This window comes from Cohnella baijiui (assembly GCF_020731285.1).
Classification (GTDB): domain Bacteria; phylum Bacillota; class Bacilli; order Paenibacillales; family Paenibacillaceae; genus Cohnella.
This window is the reverse complement of the sequence record NZ_JAJFOW010000008.1, coordinates 159,987-178,580: the sequence shown is the minus strand read 5'-3', so window position 1 is coordinate 178,580 and position 18,594 is coordinate 159,987. Positions and strand designations below refer to the sequence as shown.

Annotated in this window: 18 protein-coding genes; 16 read left to right on the top strand and 2 right to left on the bottom strand. The window is 53.1% G+C overall.

Going from position 1 to position 18,594, the window contains the following annotated elements; all coding sequences use genetic code 11:
- Positions 1-373 precede the first annotated feature (373 nt).
- The 8 genes from LKX83_RS11480 (at position 374) to LKX83_RS11445 (ending at position 7,555) form a co-directional block, all read left to right on the top strand.
- On the top strand, positions 374-1,525 hold the full coding sequence (locus LKX83_RS11480; protein ID WP_227882372.1) for a cation:proton antiporter: 1,152 nt from the start codon (positions 374-376) through the stop codon (positions 1,523-1,525).
- A gap of 31 nt (positions 1,526-1,556) precedes the next feature.
- Positions 1,557-2,147 carry a GNAT family N-acetyltransferase gene (locus LKX83_RS11475; RefSeq protein ID WP_227882371.1) on the top strand — a complete coding sequence of 197 codons (591 nt, stop codon included), beginning with the start codon at positions 1,557-1,559 and terminating at the stop codon, positions 2,145-2,147.
- Positions 2,148-2,302: 155 nt separating this feature from the next.
- Positions 2,303-2,836 (top strand): RNA polymerase sigma factor, encoded by a 534-nt coding sequence (locus LKX83_RS11470; RefSeq protein WP_227882370.1) that lies wholly within the window; start codon positions 2,303-2,305, stop codon positions 2,834-2,836.
- A complete protein-coding gene (locus tag LKX83_RS11465) occupies positions 2,833-4,332 on the top strand; it encodes a hypothetical protein (RefSeq protein ID WP_227882369.1) in 1,500 nt (499 codons plus the stop codon). The genes LKX83_RS11470 and LKX83_RS11465 overlap by 4 nt, the downstream gene beginning before the upstream one ends.
- 327 nt (positions 4,333-4,659) lie before the next feature.
- Positions 4,660-5,157 carry a GNAT family N-acetyltransferase gene (locus LKX83_RS11460; RefSeq protein WP_227882368.1) on the top strand — a complete coding sequence of 166 codons (498 nt, stop codon included), beginning with the start codon at positions 4,660-4,662 and terminating at the stop codon, positions 5,155-5,157.
- Between the two features lie 39 nt (positions 5,158-5,196).
- Entirely contained in the window at positions 5,197-6,273 is a 1,077-nt protein-coding gene (locus LKX83_RS11455) for a protein kinase family protein (protein ID WP_227882366.1), read from the top strand.
- Positions 6,248-7,108 carry an RNA polymerase sigma factor gene (locus LKX83_RS11450; RefSeq protein ID WP_227882364.1) on the top strand — a complete coding sequence of 287 codons (861 nt, stop codon included), beginning with the start codon at positions 6,248-6,250 and terminating at the stop codon, positions 7,106-7,108. Before LKX83_RS11455 ends, LKX83_RS11450 begins: the two co-directional genes overlap by 26 nt.
- An 87-nt stretch (positions 7,109-7,195) precedes the next feature.
- A complete protein-coding gene (locus LKX83_RS11445; protein WP_227882362.1) occupies positions 7,196-7,555 on the top strand; it encodes a VOC family protein in 360 nt (119 codons plus the stop codon).
- A 146-nt stretch (positions 7,556-7,701) separates the two neighbouring features.
- Here the strand turns inward: LKX83_RS11445 and LKX83_RS11440 are convergent, their stop codons facing one another.
- Together LKX83_RS11440 and LKX83_RS11435 are read right to left on the bottom strand one after the other, a co-directional pair.
- On the bottom strand, positions 7,702-8,607 hold the full coding sequence (locus LKX83_RS11440) for an aromatic alcohol reductase (RefSeq protein WP_227882360.1): 906 nt from the start codon (positions 8,605-8,607) through the stop codon (positions 7,702-7,704).
- Between the two features lie 43 nt (positions 8,608-8,650).
- Positions 8,651-9,322 carry a DUF899 domain-containing protein gene (locus LKX83_RS11435; RefSeq protein WP_227882358.1) on the bottom strand — a complete coding sequence of 224 codons (672 nt, stop codon included), beginning with the start codon at positions 9,320-9,322 and terminating at the stop codon, positions 8,651-8,653.
- Between the two features lie 127 nt (positions 9,323-9,449).
- On the opposite strand from LKX83_RS11435, the gene LKX83_RS11430 reads away from it, so the two are divergent.
- The 8 genes from LKX83_RS11430 to LKX83_RS11395 all read left to right on the top strand — a co-directional run bounded on the left by LKX83_RS11430 (position 9,450) and on the right by LKX83_RS11395 (position 18,593).
- A complete protein-coding gene (locus LKX83_RS11430; RefSeq protein WP_227882357.1) occupies positions 9,450-9,911 on the top strand; it encodes a winged helix-turn-helix transcriptional regulator in 462 nt (153 codons plus the stop codon).
- Between the two features lie 260 nt (positions 9,912-10,171).
- Positions 10,172-11,131 carry a TIM barrel protein gene (locus LKX83_RS11425; RefSeq protein WP_227882356.1) on the top strand — a complete coding sequence of 320 codons (960 nt, stop codon included), beginning with the start codon at positions 10,172-10,174 and terminating at the stop codon, positions 11,129-11,131.
- A gap of 126 nt (positions 11,132-11,257) precedes the next feature.
- Complete coding sequence (locus LKX83_RS11420; RefSeq protein WP_227882355.1) at positions 11,258-11,476, top strand: hypothetical protein; 219 nt, start codon at positions 11,258-11,260, stop codon at positions 11,474-11,476.
- Positions 11,477-11,598: 122 nt separating this feature from the next.
- Entirely contained in the window at positions 11,599-13,395 is a 1,797-nt protein-coding gene (locus LKX83_RS11415) for a sensor histidine kinase (protein ID WP_227882354.1), read from the top strand.
- Positions 13,385-15,052, top strand: a complete 1,668-nt coding sequence (locus tag LKX83_RS11410) for a response regulator transcription factor (RefSeq protein ID WP_227882353.1) — start codon at positions 13,385-13,387, stop codon at positions 15,050-15,052. The genes LKX83_RS11415 and LKX83_RS11410 overlap by 11 nt, the downstream gene beginning before the upstream one ends.
- 193 nt (positions 15,053-15,245) lie before the next feature.
- Positions 15,246-16,277, top strand: a complete 1,032-nt coding sequence (locus LKX83_RS34310) for a Gfo/Idh/MocA family protein (protein ID WP_227882351.1) — start codon at positions 15,246-15,248, stop codon at positions 16,275-16,277.
- A complete protein-coding gene (locus tag LKX83_RS11400; protein ID WP_227882348.1) occupies positions 16,278-17,633 on the top strand; it encodes an ABC transporter substrate-binding protein in 1,356 nt (451 codons plus the stop codon).
- A gap of 90 nt (positions 17,634-17,723) precedes the next feature.
- Positions 17,724-18,593 carry a carbohydrate ABC transporter permease gene (locus LKX83_RS11395; RefSeq protein WP_227882347.1) on the top strand — a complete coding sequence of 290 codons (870 nt, stop codon included), beginning with the start codon at positions 17,724-17,726 and terminating at the stop codon, positions 18,591-18,593.
- Position 18,594: the final 1 nt, after the last annotated feature.

The window sequence follows — 18,594 nt, the reverse complement described above, 5'->3', positions numbered from 1 at the left end:
GTCCGCCAAATCGCCTCGTTTCAGCAGGTCGTCGATTTCATCGACTTGAAGCTCGAAGAAGGAAGATACCGCGAAGAATGTTCGGTTAAAGGACAAGAGGACAGGTCTGAGGAAGAACGGCCAAAGCCGGTTTCTCCTCTTGAAAGCATTTATTTTTCCGGATCGGTAAAAACGGTCAAGGGATCTGTATCATGATGAGCGAACCTTGTATCGCGCAACTTGCGAAAGCTTGCCGAATATATGATAATGGAATGAAGAGCCAAACAATTGGATAAACTGTTGTTACCGGAGGAGCCTGCACACCGCAGGCTCCTTTTTGTCTTTTTTAGGCTTCATCTACATCGTTATTTTCCCACCTAAAAGGAGGTACTCTATGTTTTTTTTGTCAATTCTCATTATTTTGCTTGCAACCAAGCTTGCCGGAGATCTCTCCGTCCGTTTGGGACAACCTGCCGTCGTCGGCAAACTGATCGTCGGGGTTGTGATCGGTCCGGCTATGCTGGGCTGGATCGGCAGCTCGGAAATCATGGAGGAGCTGAGCCAAATCGGCGTATTGCTGTTGATGTTTATGGCCGGACTGGAGACCGACATCAACGAACTCAGACGCTCGTTCAAATCTTCGACCGCCGTCGCTTTAGGGGGCATAATCCTCCCCTTTTTGGGCGGATATTTGGTCGGTGCAGCCATCGGAATGGAGACCTCGCACGCCATCTTTTTGGGTTTGCTGCTGTCCGCCACGTCCGTCAGCATTTCCGTGCAATCGCTAAAGGAATTGAATATGTTGAAAAGCCGAGAGAGCACGACTATTCTAGGCGCGGCAATCCTCGACGACATTCTCGTGGTCGTTCTGCTTGCGTTCGTCGTCAGCCTGTTCGGCGGGGAAGAAGTCAATTTGGCGTTAGTCATCAGCAAGAAATTCATCTTCTTCGTGATCGCCGGGTTCATGATCTGGAAAGGCGCAAAGTGGCTCATGAAATGGCTGGCGCCGCTTCGGGTGACGGAGTCGGTCATCAGCGCCGGCTTGATCGTTTGCTTTTTTCTGGCCTTCGTCGCCGAAGAGTTTGGCGTCGCGGGCATCATCGGCGCGTTTGCAGCAGGCTTGGCGATTTCGCAAACCTCGTATAAACTGGAAGTGGAGCATAAGCTGGAACCGATCGCCTATGCCATTTTCGTGCCGATTTTTTTCGTTAGCGTCGGCTTCTCCGTATCCTTCGAAGGGTTGGGAGAGCATGTAGGGCTCATCGCCGTTCTGACCGTCGTAGCGGTCGTAACCAAATTGGTAGGCGCGGGATTGGGAGCCAAACTGACGGGGTTTTCAATGCGATCCTCGATCGGGATCGGATCGGGAATGGTGTCTCGCGGGGAGGTAGCCTTGATCATCGCGACCATCGGCCTGGAAAGCGGACTTCTGCACCAAAAGTATTTTACGGTATTGGTAATCGTGGTGATCTTGACGACTTTGATTACGCCGTTTTTGCTCAAAATGATTTTCAAAGAGCGGCAAGCCAAACAGGAGCACGCCTAAGCGCCGTAGTTTTTTAAAGGAGAAACCGAAGATGACCAACCCTGGGCCGGAACTATCCGCCGCTATGCAATTCGAGAGCCGGGATTTATTGTTGAGATTCCCTCGAGACTCCGATCTGGATGATTACTTTGCCTTTTTGCAAGACCCCGAGATGATACGGCTGACAGGGTCGCAAAACGAATTTACCCGCGATGAAATCGAAGCATGGATTCGCAAAATCGGCGTTCCAAGCCGCGATCGCGTCGATTTTTTGATCGTGCTGAAACAAACGAACGAGCTGCTGGGCGAAGTCGTATTAAACGAAATCGACCCAATCAACCGCAGAGCGAATATCCGCATCGGCATCCAGGGAACGAATCACCGCGGGAAGGGCTATGGAACGCAAGCGCTTATCGAGATGCTTCGGTACGGCTTTGAAGAGCTGAAGCTGCATCGCATCGAATTGGGCGTGTATGCCTTTAATCCGCGCGCGATCCACGTTTACGAGAAGATCGGATTTCTAAGAGAAGGGGTACAGCGAGACGCCCTTTATTCGGAAGGAAAGTTTCACGATATGATCTTGATGGCGATATTGGAGGACGAGTTCCGAAGCCTTTATGAACGTTCGCGCGATGAAAAGTAACCCCGGACTATATTCTCCAATGAAGAGAGAGCCTGCGCCATGCAGGCTCTCTTTATTTGGCCCTTTCCGGGGATTGCAATCATTTCTAAAACAAATATGGTGAAATTGGGAACCAAACGTTGGCCGCTTGAGTCTAATTGTTCGAGGTGAACGTGGTGGAGCACGAATTTCTAAAAAACGTCACGACGATGGACGAGGCGTCCTTGCAGCACGTGATGAATGAATTTGGCAGCGATATTTGGAATTACGCCTATTTTCTGACCAAGAACAGGGAGCTTGCGGACGATATCACGCAGGATGTGTTTATCAAAGCCTACTATCGCATCGAATCGTTCCGGGGACAATCTTCGTTGAAAACCTGGCTGCTGACGATTACGAGAAACACCGCGTTCAGCTACAAGCGCTCCGCCTTTTTCCGCAAGGTGAACTTGTTCGCATCGATAACGTCCGCCCAAACCGGCCGATCGGCGGAGAGCGAATATATGGAAACCCGTTACGTAGACGATATCTGGGATGTGATTATGAAGCTGCCTGACAAATACCGGGAAGCATTGGTGCTCGATATCCGGTACGAGCTGTCGACGGAAGAGATGGCGAAGCTGCTGAACGTTGCTCCGGGAACGGTGAAATCCCGGCTGCACCGCGCCCGGGAAAAAGTCGAGCAAAGCCTGAAGGAGGTGCTCTCATGAATCGAGACAAACCGTCGTGGTACGAACGCGCCCGCAAAGGACCTTTTGCCAGCGATCCTTTCGACGAGCGCCTGCGGCAGGCCATTAAGCAGAAAACCGCCGGCAAACGCGATTCGGGAAGACGAACGAGCGTTGCGGCGACCTGGCTTGTCGGAGCGGCAACGGTGCTGCTCGCCGTCTTGATCGTCGCTCGGCTTCAAGATGCGATGCCTTTCAAAGGCCCCGGGGGGAGCCAACCGATTGTCAGCCCCGGAATCGGAGATATCGGCAATCACGTTGCCGTCCTACGGGCGGAAGGAACATCCGAGGCGGGCAAACTGCAGGTCGTGGCCCCGAACGGTGAAAAGCAGGAAACGCTCGGCGCCGCGAGCTGCGTAGGCCAAGAAACCGATTTTGAATTTCAAGGCAGCTATCAGGTCGTCTACGCGAAAGAGGGCGAGAACGGAACCGTCATCGCCGAATTGCCGGATCTGACCTTCATTCAGCCCTCGGCGGACACGGTCCGAATGACGAAGCTATCGTTTGCCGACGCCGATGTTTTTCTGCTCGTGCCGCAGTATGCCGATTGTCATGGCCTTTCCTTTTATGCCTATGCCGTCGACAAAAAGAACGGAGAAGCCTTCCCGCTTACGTTCCGAATGGCGGACGGCACGGAATCCGAGACCTCGTATTATCCGCCGGGTCAGCAGCCCGCGATTCGTGACGGACAGCTCGTTTTGCCATCCAGCGAAGGGCCTGGCGGAGAAACCGCCGAAGGTCCCCAAGACCGGATCTTCGACTTGAACTTAGCGGAGAAGGCGCTGGTTCAGACGCCTGCGGCCAAGGCGGGCGACGCGGGCGGAGATTCCGGCACCCAGGCGCTTACGCGATCATTTGTCTTCAGCGGTCAAACCTATACGATCTCTTATCCGAACCAAGACGCTGAATATTATATATACGCGGCCGAGACCGACAAAGGCATCGTATGGGCGCCTGCGCCGCCGCTCGGGGGCGTGGACCAGGATCTATCCATCCACCCCACCGAACCGTATACGCTCTATTTGAGCGAGAAGAAGGGCGGCGCTTTGACGGCCGAAAACGCCGTGAAGCTCTATACGCTTCCCCTGAAAGACGGAAAATCTGACGTGTTTTTAAGCGGGCTTTATCAAGCCGGAGACGATATCGTTTATTCGACCTATTCGAGGCAACCGGGGATGAACCAGCCCGAACGCGAGCAGCTGTGGGCACTGGGACTGGACGCACCGACCCAAGCCAGGCACCTGCTGGATTTTCATTCAAGCGGCGGATTTTTGTTTGAGATGGGGATTGAGCCGCAGGAGGGCGACGTCGTAACGATCAGCAAAGCCCCCGACGGCAACGATGGTTATATCACCGATGCCAACCTTTTCCGGATCAAGGAGGGAACCAAGGAAAAGCTGACGTCGTACCAAGAGGACGAAAAGGGCATCCGCTACGAGAAGAACGGCAAGATGTATACGGCGGTTTCGGTTCAATAAATGCATTCTTTTTTTGAGCAGGAAATTACAGGAATAAACTCGAAAAAGAAGTTAATCCGATAAAGTGGAGGTTTTGAAATGGCATTTCCAACACATATCGTATCTGCAGGCGGAATTGTAGAGGATGGAAACGGAAATATCCTTTTGGTAAAAGCGCATGATGATGGTTGGGTATATCCCGGTGTTGAATTTTAACGTTGCGGTGAATTATTTGGAGTATGTGACTCCGTCAACCAACGAATGTAAGGTCAAGGTTCAAAGGCATGTTTAATCGCACGATTGGATTTGACAAAATCAATAACTTATCGCGAAAGGAGGCTATGCAATATGGTGACAATTCAAGAAATCGAATATGATCGAAAATCGACCTTAAGAAATCTCCTAGAGCTCTATAAATATGATTTCACTGAGTTTGATCCTGAGGATGTAAATGAAAATGGCTTGTATGATTATCAGTATTTGGATCACTATTGGACGGAAGAGGGGAGACACCCATTTTTTATTCGCGTAAACGGAAAACTAGCTGGATTTGCTTTAGTAAGAAAGCTTGAGTCTACTGGAGACAGCAAATCCATTTATTCAGTTGCTGAGTTCTTTGTTATGAAGAAATACAGACAACTTGGAGTAGGTCAAGGCGCAGCTTATGAATTATTTAATCGATTCAGCGGCGTTTGGAAAGTTGCTCAAATCGAAGAAAATAAACCAGCTCAACTTTTTTGGAGAAAGACCATTGGGAAATATACAAATAACAACTATCAAGAAGGTAGAGAAGCCGACTGGGATGGACCTATTCAAACATTTTCGACGCGGGGAACCGCACCCTAAATAAGAGAAAGTGATTTGTGAAAGGATGGTGATTGATAGATGAGATCATCTCTGCATGGGCTTGATGTGTCACACGAAACTCGACTTTCCCGCTATGCGGACGTGTCAACTGCCTTATCTTTATTAAGTGATGAACAGCTTCGAGAACGAGTGGATGATGCTACGGTCCTTGGTACGGACATCGGTGGTACAACGGCATTGTTGCAGCTTGATAACACGTCCATATTCGTAAAGATGATACCGATTGCGGAGTTAGAAAGACGCAAAGAGAACATGATGTCCACTCGAAATGTATTCGAGCTTCCTCCATTTTTTCACTATGGCATAGGTTCAGTGGGTTTTGGCGTGTGGCGCGAGGTTGCCGCCCATACCATAACCACCAATTGGGTGTTAGCAAAAAAGTGCGAGAGCTTTCCGTTCATGTATCACTGGCGGGTGTTGCCAAGGATGAAGAGATCTTCGACCATGGATGATCCCCAGATGATTGCGTTTTGGGGTTCCGATGCAGTGCGGGATCGTCTCGAGAAAATGAAGCAATCCGTGGATTGTGTCGTACTTTTTTGTGAGTACTTCCCCTATAACCTTCATGAATGGCTTATCGAACAGGTCCAGATCGGTGAGGATGCAGCCACCTCGGCGTTCGCCATGGTGGAGTCCAACCTGCGATCCGCTGTCTCCTTTATGAATGCGAACGAGTTGCAGCATTTCGATGCTCACTTTAGAAATATACTAACCGACGGAAATCGTGTTTATATTTCGGACTTCGGTCTTGCAACATCTTCTCGGTTTGAGTTGTCAGATCGTGAATTGGCGTTTCTCGAATGGAACAAAACGCATGATGGGTGTTATGTGGTAACAGAGTTGGTGAACTGGATGGCAAGGGTTTTAGGTGGCGCGACGAAGCAAACAGAAGTGATAGACTTCATACGCCAATATGCGGATGGTGCGAAGTCCCCGGAAATAATTGAATCCGCAACGGCCATCATCAAGAGGTATGCTCCCATCGCCATGGTCATGAATGAGTTCTACATGAGTCTGGTCGAGAAGAGCAGAGATACGCCATTTCCAGCCGAGAAGATTCAAAGCATCTGTGAGAAAACGGGTTTCAGGCCCTGAGATCAAAGGGCGGTATGTGGGGACGGTGAGCCGTGCCACAAGTAACGGCAAGTATTTGACAGAAATTTACTCGTGGCGACAAGGAGTTTTGTTACCGAGGCCAAATTTTATAGAGAAAAGCGAAACAGCAAGCGAGGTTGGCGGAATGTTCGAACATTTGGTCGCGAAATTTGAAAGCGAATTGCGCAGCTATTGCCGGATGCTAACCGGAACACCGTGGGACACCGACGATTTATTCCAAGATACTTTACTGAAAGCGTTTAAAGCAAGGGAAAAGCTTTATCAGCACCCATCGCCAAGGGCGTTCTTGTTTCGAGTCGCTTCGAATGCCTGGATTGACGAATGCCGAAAAAGAAAGGCAGATGTGGGTCTGCCGGAAGGTTACGAGACATTCTCTTCAAATTCCGATGAATATTTGCTTGATATCAAGGATTCTCTGAATCTCTTGGTTTCCGCAATTCCGCCATTCCAAGCAGCCAGTGTTTTATTAGCCGATGTTTTCGGTTATCGTTCCCGGGAAATTGCAGACATGCTGGACACCACGGAAGGAGCGGTGAAAGCCGCGCTTCACCGAGCGCGCAAGCGATTAAATGCTCTCGCGCAAGATGTGGATTTGAGAGATACATACTCTAATCATAAAAATACAGAAGAACAAGATTCATTGATTCAACGGTTTTTGGAAGCGTTTCGAATGCAACAGCCCATGGCAATTGCCGGAGCGTACCGTCTCCTGATCCAGGCCGGGATTCAGGTAGTGCGTCATTCGCTGCAAGGCAAGCTGTATTTTACATTTCATGATCCTGAAGGAAATGCCTTTTCGGTATTGGCTAATTAGTCCAAATTTTTTATTTCCCTGCTGTATCATTTGTTCAAGTTCATTCGTGTATGAAGTGGAAGATCAAAATGGAAGGGAGTTTGGCGGATGAACATCAAAAATCGAATCAACACCTGTTTCATTCATTTGAAAGACTTAAAGAAAGGTAAAGAATGGTACAAGATGGTGTTTCCATTCGAGGTATCGGCAGAGGGCGATGACTTTCTTGAGTTCAAGATGGAGGGCTCAGGTCTGATTTTACTACAGTCGCATCACAAGGACATTACACCACTGCCGTATTCCGTATTTTTCTTCGAAACATCTGATGTTGAACAGGCTTTTCAGGAATTAACGCAAAAAGGCGTAAAAACAGACGGAATTCAGCCGTTTCCGGATGGGATGCGGGGTTGCCATATCTACGACCCTGACGGCAATATGTTGCTTATCTGCACTCCGCCCAAAGTATGACCGAGCAAGGCGAATAAAAATCTATGGCCATCCGTCGCTGGATGGCCATATTCATAACTTGCCGCTACAGACAGCACTGTGAACCGTGTCAAAAGTAGCGGCAAGTTTTATTGGTAGTGGACTGTCATCGACTGAACGGTTCAATTCTAGTGATGAAGCAATCGAGTCAGTCCCTCTTGGACCGTTTGAAATGGCAGATCCGGATAAAGTTCCTCAGCCGCTTTCGAACGGGTGGAGTGCTTGACCGACTCGCCGCGAATCCAGTACGACCTTTTGAGTTGGGCGACGCTGAGAATAACCTTCTGGTCTTGAGAGACGGAGCTTGCAATGATGTTCTCAATATCGTCGGACATCACCGAAATCTTTCTTACCGATCGGCCGCTCATCTTCTCCCACATCTCGATCATTTCGTTCTGAGTGATCGTGTTCGCACCGATATGGATCGCCTGATTCTCCATTTTCGGATCGTTCAGTGCACGGACGGTAACGGTTGCGACGTCCGATTCGCTCACAAACGAGCCTTTAACCTTCCCATCGCCGTACAAGTTGACTTCCTCGGGCGGAAGCGGGCTTCCGAGCTTCGTCATGTCCCCTAATGTAGCTACCCAGTAAGTAAAGAAACCGCCTGTGTGTATGAGTGTGTATGGAAGACCCGCTGCTAGTAAGGATGAGTACACGGCTGAAAAGTTGTCGATAATCAAACTTGAACCCGGAGTCGCCACGGTAAAATCCAATCCGAACGCAGAAGGTATGAAGCGTTTCACGCCAGCGTCCTTGGCCGCTTGAATGAGTGTCCTCTCGTCACCGGACTGCCAATTCACCGATGAAATGACGCAATCGACCGCCTTGCACGCCTTTAGAAGACTATCGTAATCGTCTAGATCGCCCACGTGGATCGTTGCGCCGACTGCTTCCAAAGTCTTCATCTTCTCCGCGTTCAGACGTGTCTTCGATCGTACCAACGCATGAACCTCGTTCCCATACTTCTTACTCGCTCTTAGCAATTCATTCCCAAGCAGCCCCGTAGCTCCCACGATCAACGTTTTGGTCATGACGGTTCCCCCTTTCCGATTAAACGTGTCAAATAGCCCTCTGTTATTCTTCGTACTCGTCGTGTAGGCGCCACCACGTGTACGGCGGGGTTTGAGGCCAACCTTCAGGGGAATCTTCCCAGTCCTCTTGGCGGCCGAAGGGGGTAAGGTCCAGGAAATTGAAATCGACTCTGAGTCTGTCGACGCCGCGCGACGTCGTAAAATAAGTACGAAAGATTCTGTCGTTGTCGCGAAGGAAGACACTAAGGCCAAATCCTTTGCCGACACCGCAGGCTAAGTTGAAATCGTAGCCGTTCGATGAAAACCAAGGCACACTCCAGCCCATGCGTTTCTTGTACGGTTCGATTTGCGACAGCGGCGCGGGGGAGACAAGAACGAAGGTGGTATCACGGGCGTGCAGATGGGCGAGATGGCCGATGTTGTCGACGAAGGATGAGCAGCCGCGGCAACGGTGATCGGAGCCGGGATCCATCATGAAGTGATAGACGATGAGTTGGCGGCGTCCGTCAAAAAGATCCAAAAGGTCCTCGGTACCGTTTGGACCCTCGAAGGCGTATCCGTTGTCGAAGCGGACCATTGGAAGTCTTCTACGCTCAGCGGCAAGCGAGTCTAACGCTCGTGTGAGCTCCTTTTCTTTGACAAGCAGCTTTTCGAGGGCATTCCGCCATTCGTCTTCTGGAACGACTGGCGGAAGCGCCGTTTGATCCGTCGTCATTTCTTTCTCCTCCAATCGATTGTAAGTGCTGGATCAAATACCATCTGAGACGACCACAGCATAACACTATCACTTTTGTAATGCAAGTTAAATTGCTTTTATCATGCAAGCATGATATGCTGTGGTCATGAAACGTTCAGACAATAAATCACATTGCCCGATTAACTTTTCTTTGGAGACCTTTGGCGATACTTGGTCACTGTTGATCGTCCGGGACATCGTCTATTTTGGCAAGAAAACGTATGGAGAGTTTATGGAATCCGAAGAAGGCATTTCGTCAAACATTCTTGCCAGTCGGCTTCTTCTTTTGGAGCAGAAAGGCATTCTTGTCAAAAAACCTCACGAATCCGATAAACGGAAAGAGGTTTACTTCCTGTCCGAGAAAGGACTCGACGTCATCCCGATTTTGCTTGAAATGGCCGGGTGGGGGGCAAAGCACGATCCGGAGACTGACGCGCCGCAGGATTGGATTTCGATCGTGAATGCCGATCGTGCAAAGATAATCGGTCTGATTCGCGAAACCGTGCAAGATGGAGGTTCCATTTTTACGGGCCCCAATAGCGTCATCAGTAAATTAGCTTTGATTTAAGAAGGTTTTTCAACGTTAATTCAACGACCAATCAAAGTCACTCCTACGCTGGGGTGGCTTATTGTTGTCGGTAAGCCGAATATTCCGGTTCGAAAGGAAGTACGCAGAACGTAGAATAAGCTGAACGACTGCCGTACATTCTACCATCCGACAATGGTGTAAAAAGGAGAAGATCATCGATGTCAACCTTTAAGTTTTCCGTTGGTCCCTGGAATGTTCATGAAGGTGCGGATGCTTTCGGACCCGAGATCCGGTCATCATTGACGTTGGAATCTAAGCTATTAAGGTTTAAGGAGATCGGCTTCTCGGGCATTCAATTTCATGATGACGATGCGGTGCCGGAGATGAACGATTTGTCGGAAGACCAAATCATCGCCAGCGCAGACGAACTCAAAGCGCATCTCGACGGGCTGGGACTCGAGGCGGAATTCGTCGCCCCTCGGCTTTGGATGGATCCAAGAACGGCAGCCGGGGGCTTCACGTCCAATTCCCGGGAAGACCGGGAATTTGCCCTATGGCGCTCGCTGCGCTCGATCGATATCGCCAAACGCCTCGGTACGAACCGCATCGTCTTGTGGTTGGCGCGCGAAGGCACGCTTTGCGCGGAAAGCAAGGATCCTGTCGAAGCTCTGGGAAGGCTGCGAGAGGCGGTAAACGCCATGCTGGCCTACGATCCGGAAATCCGGATCTTGATCGAGCCCAAGCCCAACGAGCCCATCGATCGCAGCTTCGTCCCGACCGCCGGGCACGTATTGGGATTCGCGAGCGGCACGACTGACCCATCCAGGGTAGGGGTTCTGATCGAATCCGCTCATGCCGTGCTCGCCGGATTGGATCCCGCGTTCGAAATGGCGTTTTCTCTGGCTCACGGCAAGCTGTGGGGCGTCCATCTGAATGATCAAAACGGCTTGCGATACGATCAGGATAAATCGTTCGGCGCCGAAAATCTCCGTTCCGCCTTCAATCAGGTCAAAGTGCTGATGGAGAACGGCTATGGAGGCGCCGGGGAATATGTCGGATTAGACGTCAAAGCGATGAGAACCCAAACCTTGGAGCACTCCTACCAACATCTGGAGAACAGTCTGCGCATGGTGAAGCTGCTGGAAGACAAGGTCAGGAAAATAGACAGCGTCCGCGTGGGGGAGCTTGTGCAGGCGCGCAATTACGAGGCGGTCGAAATGTACATGCTGGAATTGTTGCTCGGTGCGGCGGAAAAGTGATTCGTTGTGTTCATGAACGGCTGTACCCGGGCGAGGGCTTCATCGACTTGCCAACCTTAAACTGATCACCAACAAACGCAAGATCATCGACTGATTTAATCGATCATAAAGAAAGAAAGTTATTTTGTGGAAAACCATCTTCAATTGGGAAAGGCAATTGTAATTGAAGGCAGTATGGCAGGTTTGATGATTGCTCGCGTAATGGCGGACGTAAATCACAACAAGATGATTACGGAAAATCTGTTTCCTGGCTTCGAGGAGGAATTGGCTGCGCTTGGCTCGCCTTCCTCTCTCAATAAGACAGTGCATATTGTTAATGAAACGAATCCATTTCCTTCCACGTAAACTGTCCGGGGCGGTTTGTCGCATGTCCACAAGCGCCGCGCGGAAAAAAACGGATTCCCTTTACAGAATGCGTTCGACGGGTTTACACTTGGATGGAAATTCGACCGACAGGAGAAGTGGCAATGAACATCCGCTTAGGCATCCTCTCCCGAAAGATCTCGATTCGAAACCAAATCATTTTCCTCATCACGCTCATTTTGATTCTACCGTTTTTATTCACGTTCTATTTTTTGGACAAGCCCTTGGAGAAGACGATCAAAACGAAGATCGGCACTTCCGCCCAGGAAGCGCTCACGCTGGCGGGCCGAAACATCGAATACGCGACGGAAGAGATGTTCGCGGCTTCCAACGAGATCGTCCAAAGCCCGCGCGTCCTTCAATTGTTGCAAGAACCGGAAGCGCTTACGCCTTATGACGTCTATGTGCTGCAGCATACCGAGTTGAATAAAGTATCGAGATCCAACCATACGTCCTACGTCGCGGTACTGGATTACAATGGCGGCATGACGACGTCGAGGTATACGGATCCGCGCGTCTACGCGGATATCATGCGGAGCGACTGGATGGCGCGATTGAACGAGTCGCCGGATTTGCTGCTATGGGTGTACCGCAGCTCGAATTATTCGTTCGCCGACAAGCGCCCGACGATCTCCCTCGCGCAGATCATCCGGGAACCGCAGACGCACCGCAAGCTGGGCGTGCTGCTCTACAGCAAAGCGGAAGAGGACGTGTACAGCTACATGACCGGGCTGGAAGGGGAGGTGTACCTGACCGATGCTTCCGGCACGATCATTTCCGGCGGCGACAAAACGAAGCTGGGCTCCAACTTGCCGAACGCGTATGCGATCATGGACCGGCAGGACGTTTCCCGCGGACAAGCGACGGTCGGAGAAGGCGCGGACAAGAAAATCATCAACTATTACAGAGTGAGCCAGACCGGCTGGACGATCGTGCAGATCATTCCTTACAATACGGTGTTCAAAGAAATTTACGATCTTCGCAAAAGCAATTTCGCGGTGTCCGGCGTGATCGTCGCCTTGTTCGTCCTGCTCACCGTCGCGATCGCCAACGGCATTTCGCGGCCTCTCGTCGTGATGGTCAAGAAGATGACCAGCATGGAGAACAATCAGTTCAACAGTCCGATCACCGTCAACGGGCCCAAAGAAATTTCCGTGCTTCAAATGACGTACAATCAGATGCTCGGGCAGCTCAAAGATTTGCTGCATCGCGTGAAGGACGAATACAAGCAAAAGGAGGAGATGCGTTTTCGCGCGCTGCAGGCCCAGATCAACCCGCACTTTCTCCTGAACACGCTGAACAACATCAAGTGGACCGCCTACATCAGAGGCGAGAAGGAAGTCGGCCAAATGCTGTCGAGCCTCGCGGGACTGATGGAAGGCAGCATCGTACGGGAAAGCAGCATGAACACGCTCGGGGAGGAAGTGGAATACGTCCGGAACTATGTAACCCTGATGAAGCTGAAGTCGGGGGAAAAGCTGCAAGCCGTATTCGACGTGCCGGATGAGCTGCTGCAAGCCGAGACGATCAAGTTCATGCTGCAGCCGATCGTGGAGAACAGCATCGAGCATGGCTTGGAAAAGGCGCCGGGCAAAGGCAGGATCGAGATCAAGGCGACACAGGAAGCAGGTTTGCTTGTGCTGACGGTGATGGACAATGGCGTGGGGATCGACGAACGGCGCTTGGAGGAAGTCCGATGGTGGTTGTCGGAGGACGAGAAGAAAGCCGATCTGGAAGGTACAGCGAAACGAATCGGGCTCAGCAACGTGCACGATCGCATCAGGCTGCAGTACGGCGACGGCTTCGGTCTGTCGATCGACAGCGCCGCCGGCGAAGGAACGACGGTCGTTTATCGGCTGCCGCTTCTCGACGGGAAGGAGGGGACATACGGTGCCGATTAACGTCATGGTGGTCGACGACGAGTTGATCGTCCGCATCGGCATGAAATCCGTCATCGATTGGGAAGGAAACGGATTCCGATACGCGGGAGAAGCGAGCGACGGCTTGGAAGCGCTAGCCATACTCGACGCGGTGAACCCGGACATTCTGTTGACGGACATCAAAATGCCGAACATGAACGGGATCGAATTGATCGAAACCGTCAAGCGAAGCAAACCGGGCGTCCGGATTCTCGTGCTGAGCAGCCACGACGAATTCGACTATGTGAAAAACGCGATGAAGCTGGGAGCCGACGATTATGTATTGAAGGCGTCGGTCGACCCGGACAAGCTGATCCGGCTGCTGCGCGAAGCGGCGGGCAAGCTGAAGCCGGAGCGCCATTTGGAGTCGGTGTCAGTTGCTGCGACATCCGGAGGAGAAAGCCGTACGCAGTCGGCGCCTCAAGTCCTTGCGTCGGAGGCGTTGATGCTTCGCGCCATCGAAGGGCGGCTGGAGCCGGATGAACGCAACCTGCCTTCGCTGGCAGAGGCCTTTTCCGGGCGGTTCGCGTACGTGACGGTCGCGCGAATCGCGGATGACGAAGCCTGGACGGGAAATGGACATGGAGACGAATGGGCGTCATCTCCGGCGGCGCTGGAGACGCTGGTTCACGTGCTCGAACTGAATGCCCGCAAATGGGCACAGGCTTCTTCGGTGAAAGCTTCGGAACGCGAGGTCGCGCTCGTCCTCTGGTTCACCGAGCAACAACCGCGGGACAGATTCGCCGAGATCGGCTCAGACTTGGCGATCGCGGCTGCCCGATTCGCCGGCGCCACGATCGAAGTCGGCTTCGGCGGGCACTGCCGGGAAGCGGGGGAGCTGGCGAGAGGGTACGCGCAGGCCGTGCAAGCGTTGGAGGGCGGCTTTTATGGCGGAGGCGACCGGGTGTTCGTCTTCGGCATACCGGAGCCGGTCGCCGACGCCGGGGTCCGTCTTTCGCTTTCCAAGACGCAGGAGAAGGAACTCGCGCTCGCCGTCGAGCGATTGGACGAGAGGGACATCGCCCGTCTCGTCGGGACGTTCTTCGCGAACCTGAAGGCCATGAAGCCTCCGGTAGCCCAAGCGATCCAAGCGTGCTTGGATCTTTACTACGCGCTGAAGGGCCATTTTCGCAAGCTCGGCGTTTCCGGGGAAGATCCGAAATTCGAAGTCGAAAGGCCCGACTATAGGGCGATTATCGGTTTCTCGAAAGTTTCGCAAGCCGAGCGCTGGTTCGACCGTTACGTCTCCGGCAGCCTGCAGGCGGTTCGTTCCCTATCGCGCGACCGGGGACGGGAAGAAATTCAGTCGCTCGTCGCCTATATGAGGGAACATTATGCCGAGAGTTTCACCTTAAAACAGGCGGCGACGATGACGAGAATGAGCGAAGGGTACTTGAGCTTTGTGTTCAAGAAAGAAACCGGCACGGGCTTTGTCGAGTTTTTGAACGAACTTCGGATCGAACGGGCCGCCCAGCTGCTCAGAGATACGCATCTGCCGAGCTATGCGATCGCGGAGCGGGTCGGTTACGACAATATCAACTATTTCGGCCGCATTTTCAAGAAAGTAAAAGGCATGAGCCCGAAGCGATATCGAGCGAACTATACGATCGGATCGGCGACCTCCATTCCTACGGAATAGGAGGTTTTTTTCTGAAAACGCATGATTGTGAATCAACGTCTAAAAATCGTGAACATAACGCTCCTAGCATCAAGGAATCGTGGTGGTTGTTCGGAATAGCGTTCCTGTTTCTGTCCATCCGGGCTTCCTATACTGAGGATGTAAGCGTTACATCAATCGCTGACATTCAGTCGAGAGAGCGAGGCAGACGATAGTGGGAAAGATCAAAGTAGCGGTTATCGGCCTGGGCGTGATGGGCCAGACGCACGCGCGGATCTATTCGGAAATGGCCGGCGCGGAGCTGGCGGCGGTGTACGACATTTACAGGCCGCACGCGGAAGAGACGGCGAAGAAGTACGGCGCCTGGGCGGCGGACAGCCTGGATGCCTTGTTCGGAATGGCGGAGCTGGACGCGGTAAGCATCTGCACGTCGGATGACCAGCATTACGAGCTCGCGATGCTCGCCTGCAAACACGGCAAGCACGTGCTGATGGAGAAGCCGCTCGCGACCGACTTGGACGAAGCGAAAGCGATCGTCGAGCAGGCGGAGGCTTCCGGGATTAAGCTCATGGTCGGACATACGCTTCGTTGGGACCCGCGATATTACCACGCCCGCGAAACGGTGGCGTCCGGCAAAGTCGGCAGCCCGCTTCACCTCTATGCGAGACGGAACAATTCGTACCAGAACGGGCTCAGACTGAAAGGCCGAACCTCCGTGCTCATGTTCCTCGGCGTGCACGACATCGACGCGATCGAGTGGGTGACCGGGGACCGCATCGTCGAGGTCTACACGGCGGAGGTTCGCAACCGCTTGAAAGAGTTTCAGGTGGGCGATGCCGCGATCACGACATTCAAGATGGCTTCCGGCGCCGTCGGCAGCTACGAGACGAGCTGGGTCATGCCGGATCATTATTACGAGCTGGACGCGAAGCTGGACATCATCGGAACGGCCGGCGCAATCAACATCGACATCACGGGTCAAAACGTACAGCGCCACGCGGACGGGCGGTTTTCCTACCCCGACACGATGTACGGCATGGAAATGTACGGCAGGCTGACAGGCATCATGAAAGAGGAGTTGACCTCCTTCGTGCTCGCGGTGGCCGAAGACGCGCCGCTGCCGATCTCCGCCAGGGAAGCGTACCGCGCGGTGCAAATCGCGGCCTGCATGGAACGATCGCTGTCGACCGGGCTTCCGGTCGCCGTGCCGGCATCCAACGATTCATTCCAAGAGGGGGAGCAATAGATGAATAAAGGGGCAAAATGGGGAGCGTTCTCGCTGCTGGCGGTTTCGGTGCTGGTCGGGGGCTGCGGAAGCAACGGAAGCAATTCAGGCGGGAATGCCGGGGCCAGCGCGAGCGGTTCCGCTGCCGGCGGGGATATGCCGTACAAGGGGAAAGAAATCACCGTGCTGCTCGAAGGACATTCGACGAGCAACGCGATCCAGAAATTATTGCCGGATTTCGAAAAGAAGACGGGCATCAAGGTCAATTTGGAAATCGTCCCCTACAGCGACCTGACCTCCAAGGCGCTGATCAACTTCTCGAGCCGGTCCGGACGATACGACATCGTCATGGACGATATCGTGCATGGCTACGGATACGTTAATGGGGGATATGTCGAACCGCTGGATTCGCTCGCTTCGAACGCATCGATCAGCGGGGACTTTGACCAAGCAGACTTTGTTCCGGAATACTTGAACGCGATGAAGATCGACGACAAGCTGTACGGACTCCCGGTCTACGGCGAGAGCACCTTCCTCATGTACCGCAAAGACCTGTTCGAGCAATACGGCATTCAAGTGCCGAAGACGTTCGACGACCTGATGGAAGCCGCGAAGACGGTCAAGGAAAAGTCGAACGGGGAAATCGCAGGCATCACCCTTCGGGGAGAGCAAGGCATTCAAAACGTCTACGTATGGGCGACGTTCCTGTGGGGCTTCGGCGGCCAGTGGCTGAACGAGCAGGGGATGACGGATCTCGAATCGCCGGAAGCGGTCAAGGCGCTCCAATTCTACAAGGACATTCTCAACCAGTACGGCCCGACCGGCGTGGCGAACTTCGGCTGGCAGGAAAACCGCCTGTTGTTCCAGCAAGGCAAAGCGGCGATGACGATCGACGCGACGGTAAACGGCGCGTACAACGAAGATCCGAAGGAATCCTCGATCGTCGGCAAGGTCGGATACGCGCCCGTGCCGACGCAGACCGACCATCCGAAGGGCGGCGCTTCCTCGCTGGCCGTCCACGGCATGTATTTGTCCAAGGAAAGTCAGAACAAAGAAGCGGCCTGGTTGTTCATGACATGGGCGACCGCCAAGGAACAGCAGATTCAATCGATGTCGATCGACCCGAACTCCGGCGTGTCATCCTTGGCCGCGATGAAGGACGAAGCGTTCCTGACCAAGTTCGGCGCGTTTAAGGACACGATGCTGGAAGCGATCGCGAACGGCAACACGCAATATTTGCCGCAAATTCCGCAATCGAACGAAATCATCAACAACACGGGCGTCGCCATCTCCAAGGCGCTGCTCAACAACAAATCGCCGGCGGACGCGCTGAAGGAAGCCAACGGATTGAATAACAAGCTGCTGTCCGCGAAGTAAGGCGGACGGGAGCGGGAAAAACGGGCCGGGCCTCCGGCGGGCGCCCACGTGGCCCGCGCCGGAAGCCCGGTTCTCTTGAGGGGTGAACGGATGATTCGGCAACTGGTAAATAGATCCCAAGCCTGGATCCTGCCGACGATGCTCGTGCTTGGCGTCATGTCGGCGATCGTCATGGGATATTCGATTTATATGGCCGTGCGGGACATCAATTTGATCAAGTCGGCCAGCTCTTTCGTCGGCGCCGACAACTTCTCGGCCCTCTTTCAGGACGCCAGAGCCTGGGGGTCACTGAGCCGAACGGTCGTGTTCTCCGTGTCGGCAACCGCGGTCGAGCTGCTGTTCGGCCTCGGACTGGCGCTGTATCTGAACCGTCCCTTTTTCGGGCGCAAGCTAGTCCGGACTCTGCTGCTCATTCCCATGATCATGACGCCGGTCGTCTCCGGCCTGATCTGGCGCGTCTTTTACGATCCGAACAACGGCATCGTGAACTATTACTTGGGCCAACTGGGACTCGGCGACAAGCATAATTGGCTGGGCAGCACGGATCTGGCCATGGTGTCCGTCATCATCGCGGATGTGTGGCAATGGACGCCGTTCGTGTTCCTCATTCTGGCGGCCGGCCTCGACGCGATGCCGAGTGAGCCGCTGGAAGCCGCGGAAGTCGACGGCGCCTCGTCCTTCCAGCGATTCTACCACGTTGTGCTTCCGCTGCTCGCGCCGTCGCTGATGATCGCGTTCCTGCTGCGGATCATCGATAGCGTCAAGACGTTCGACATCATCTACGTCATGACCCGCGGAGGTCCGTCGCTCGCGACGGAAACGACGAACATGTACGCCTACATCCAAGGCTTCAACAATTTCAACATCAGCTACGCGACGGTCATCAACCTGACGATTACGGTGATCATTACGTTTCTATTCACGACGTTGTACGCGCGGCTGTCGAAGGCGAGAAGGTGAG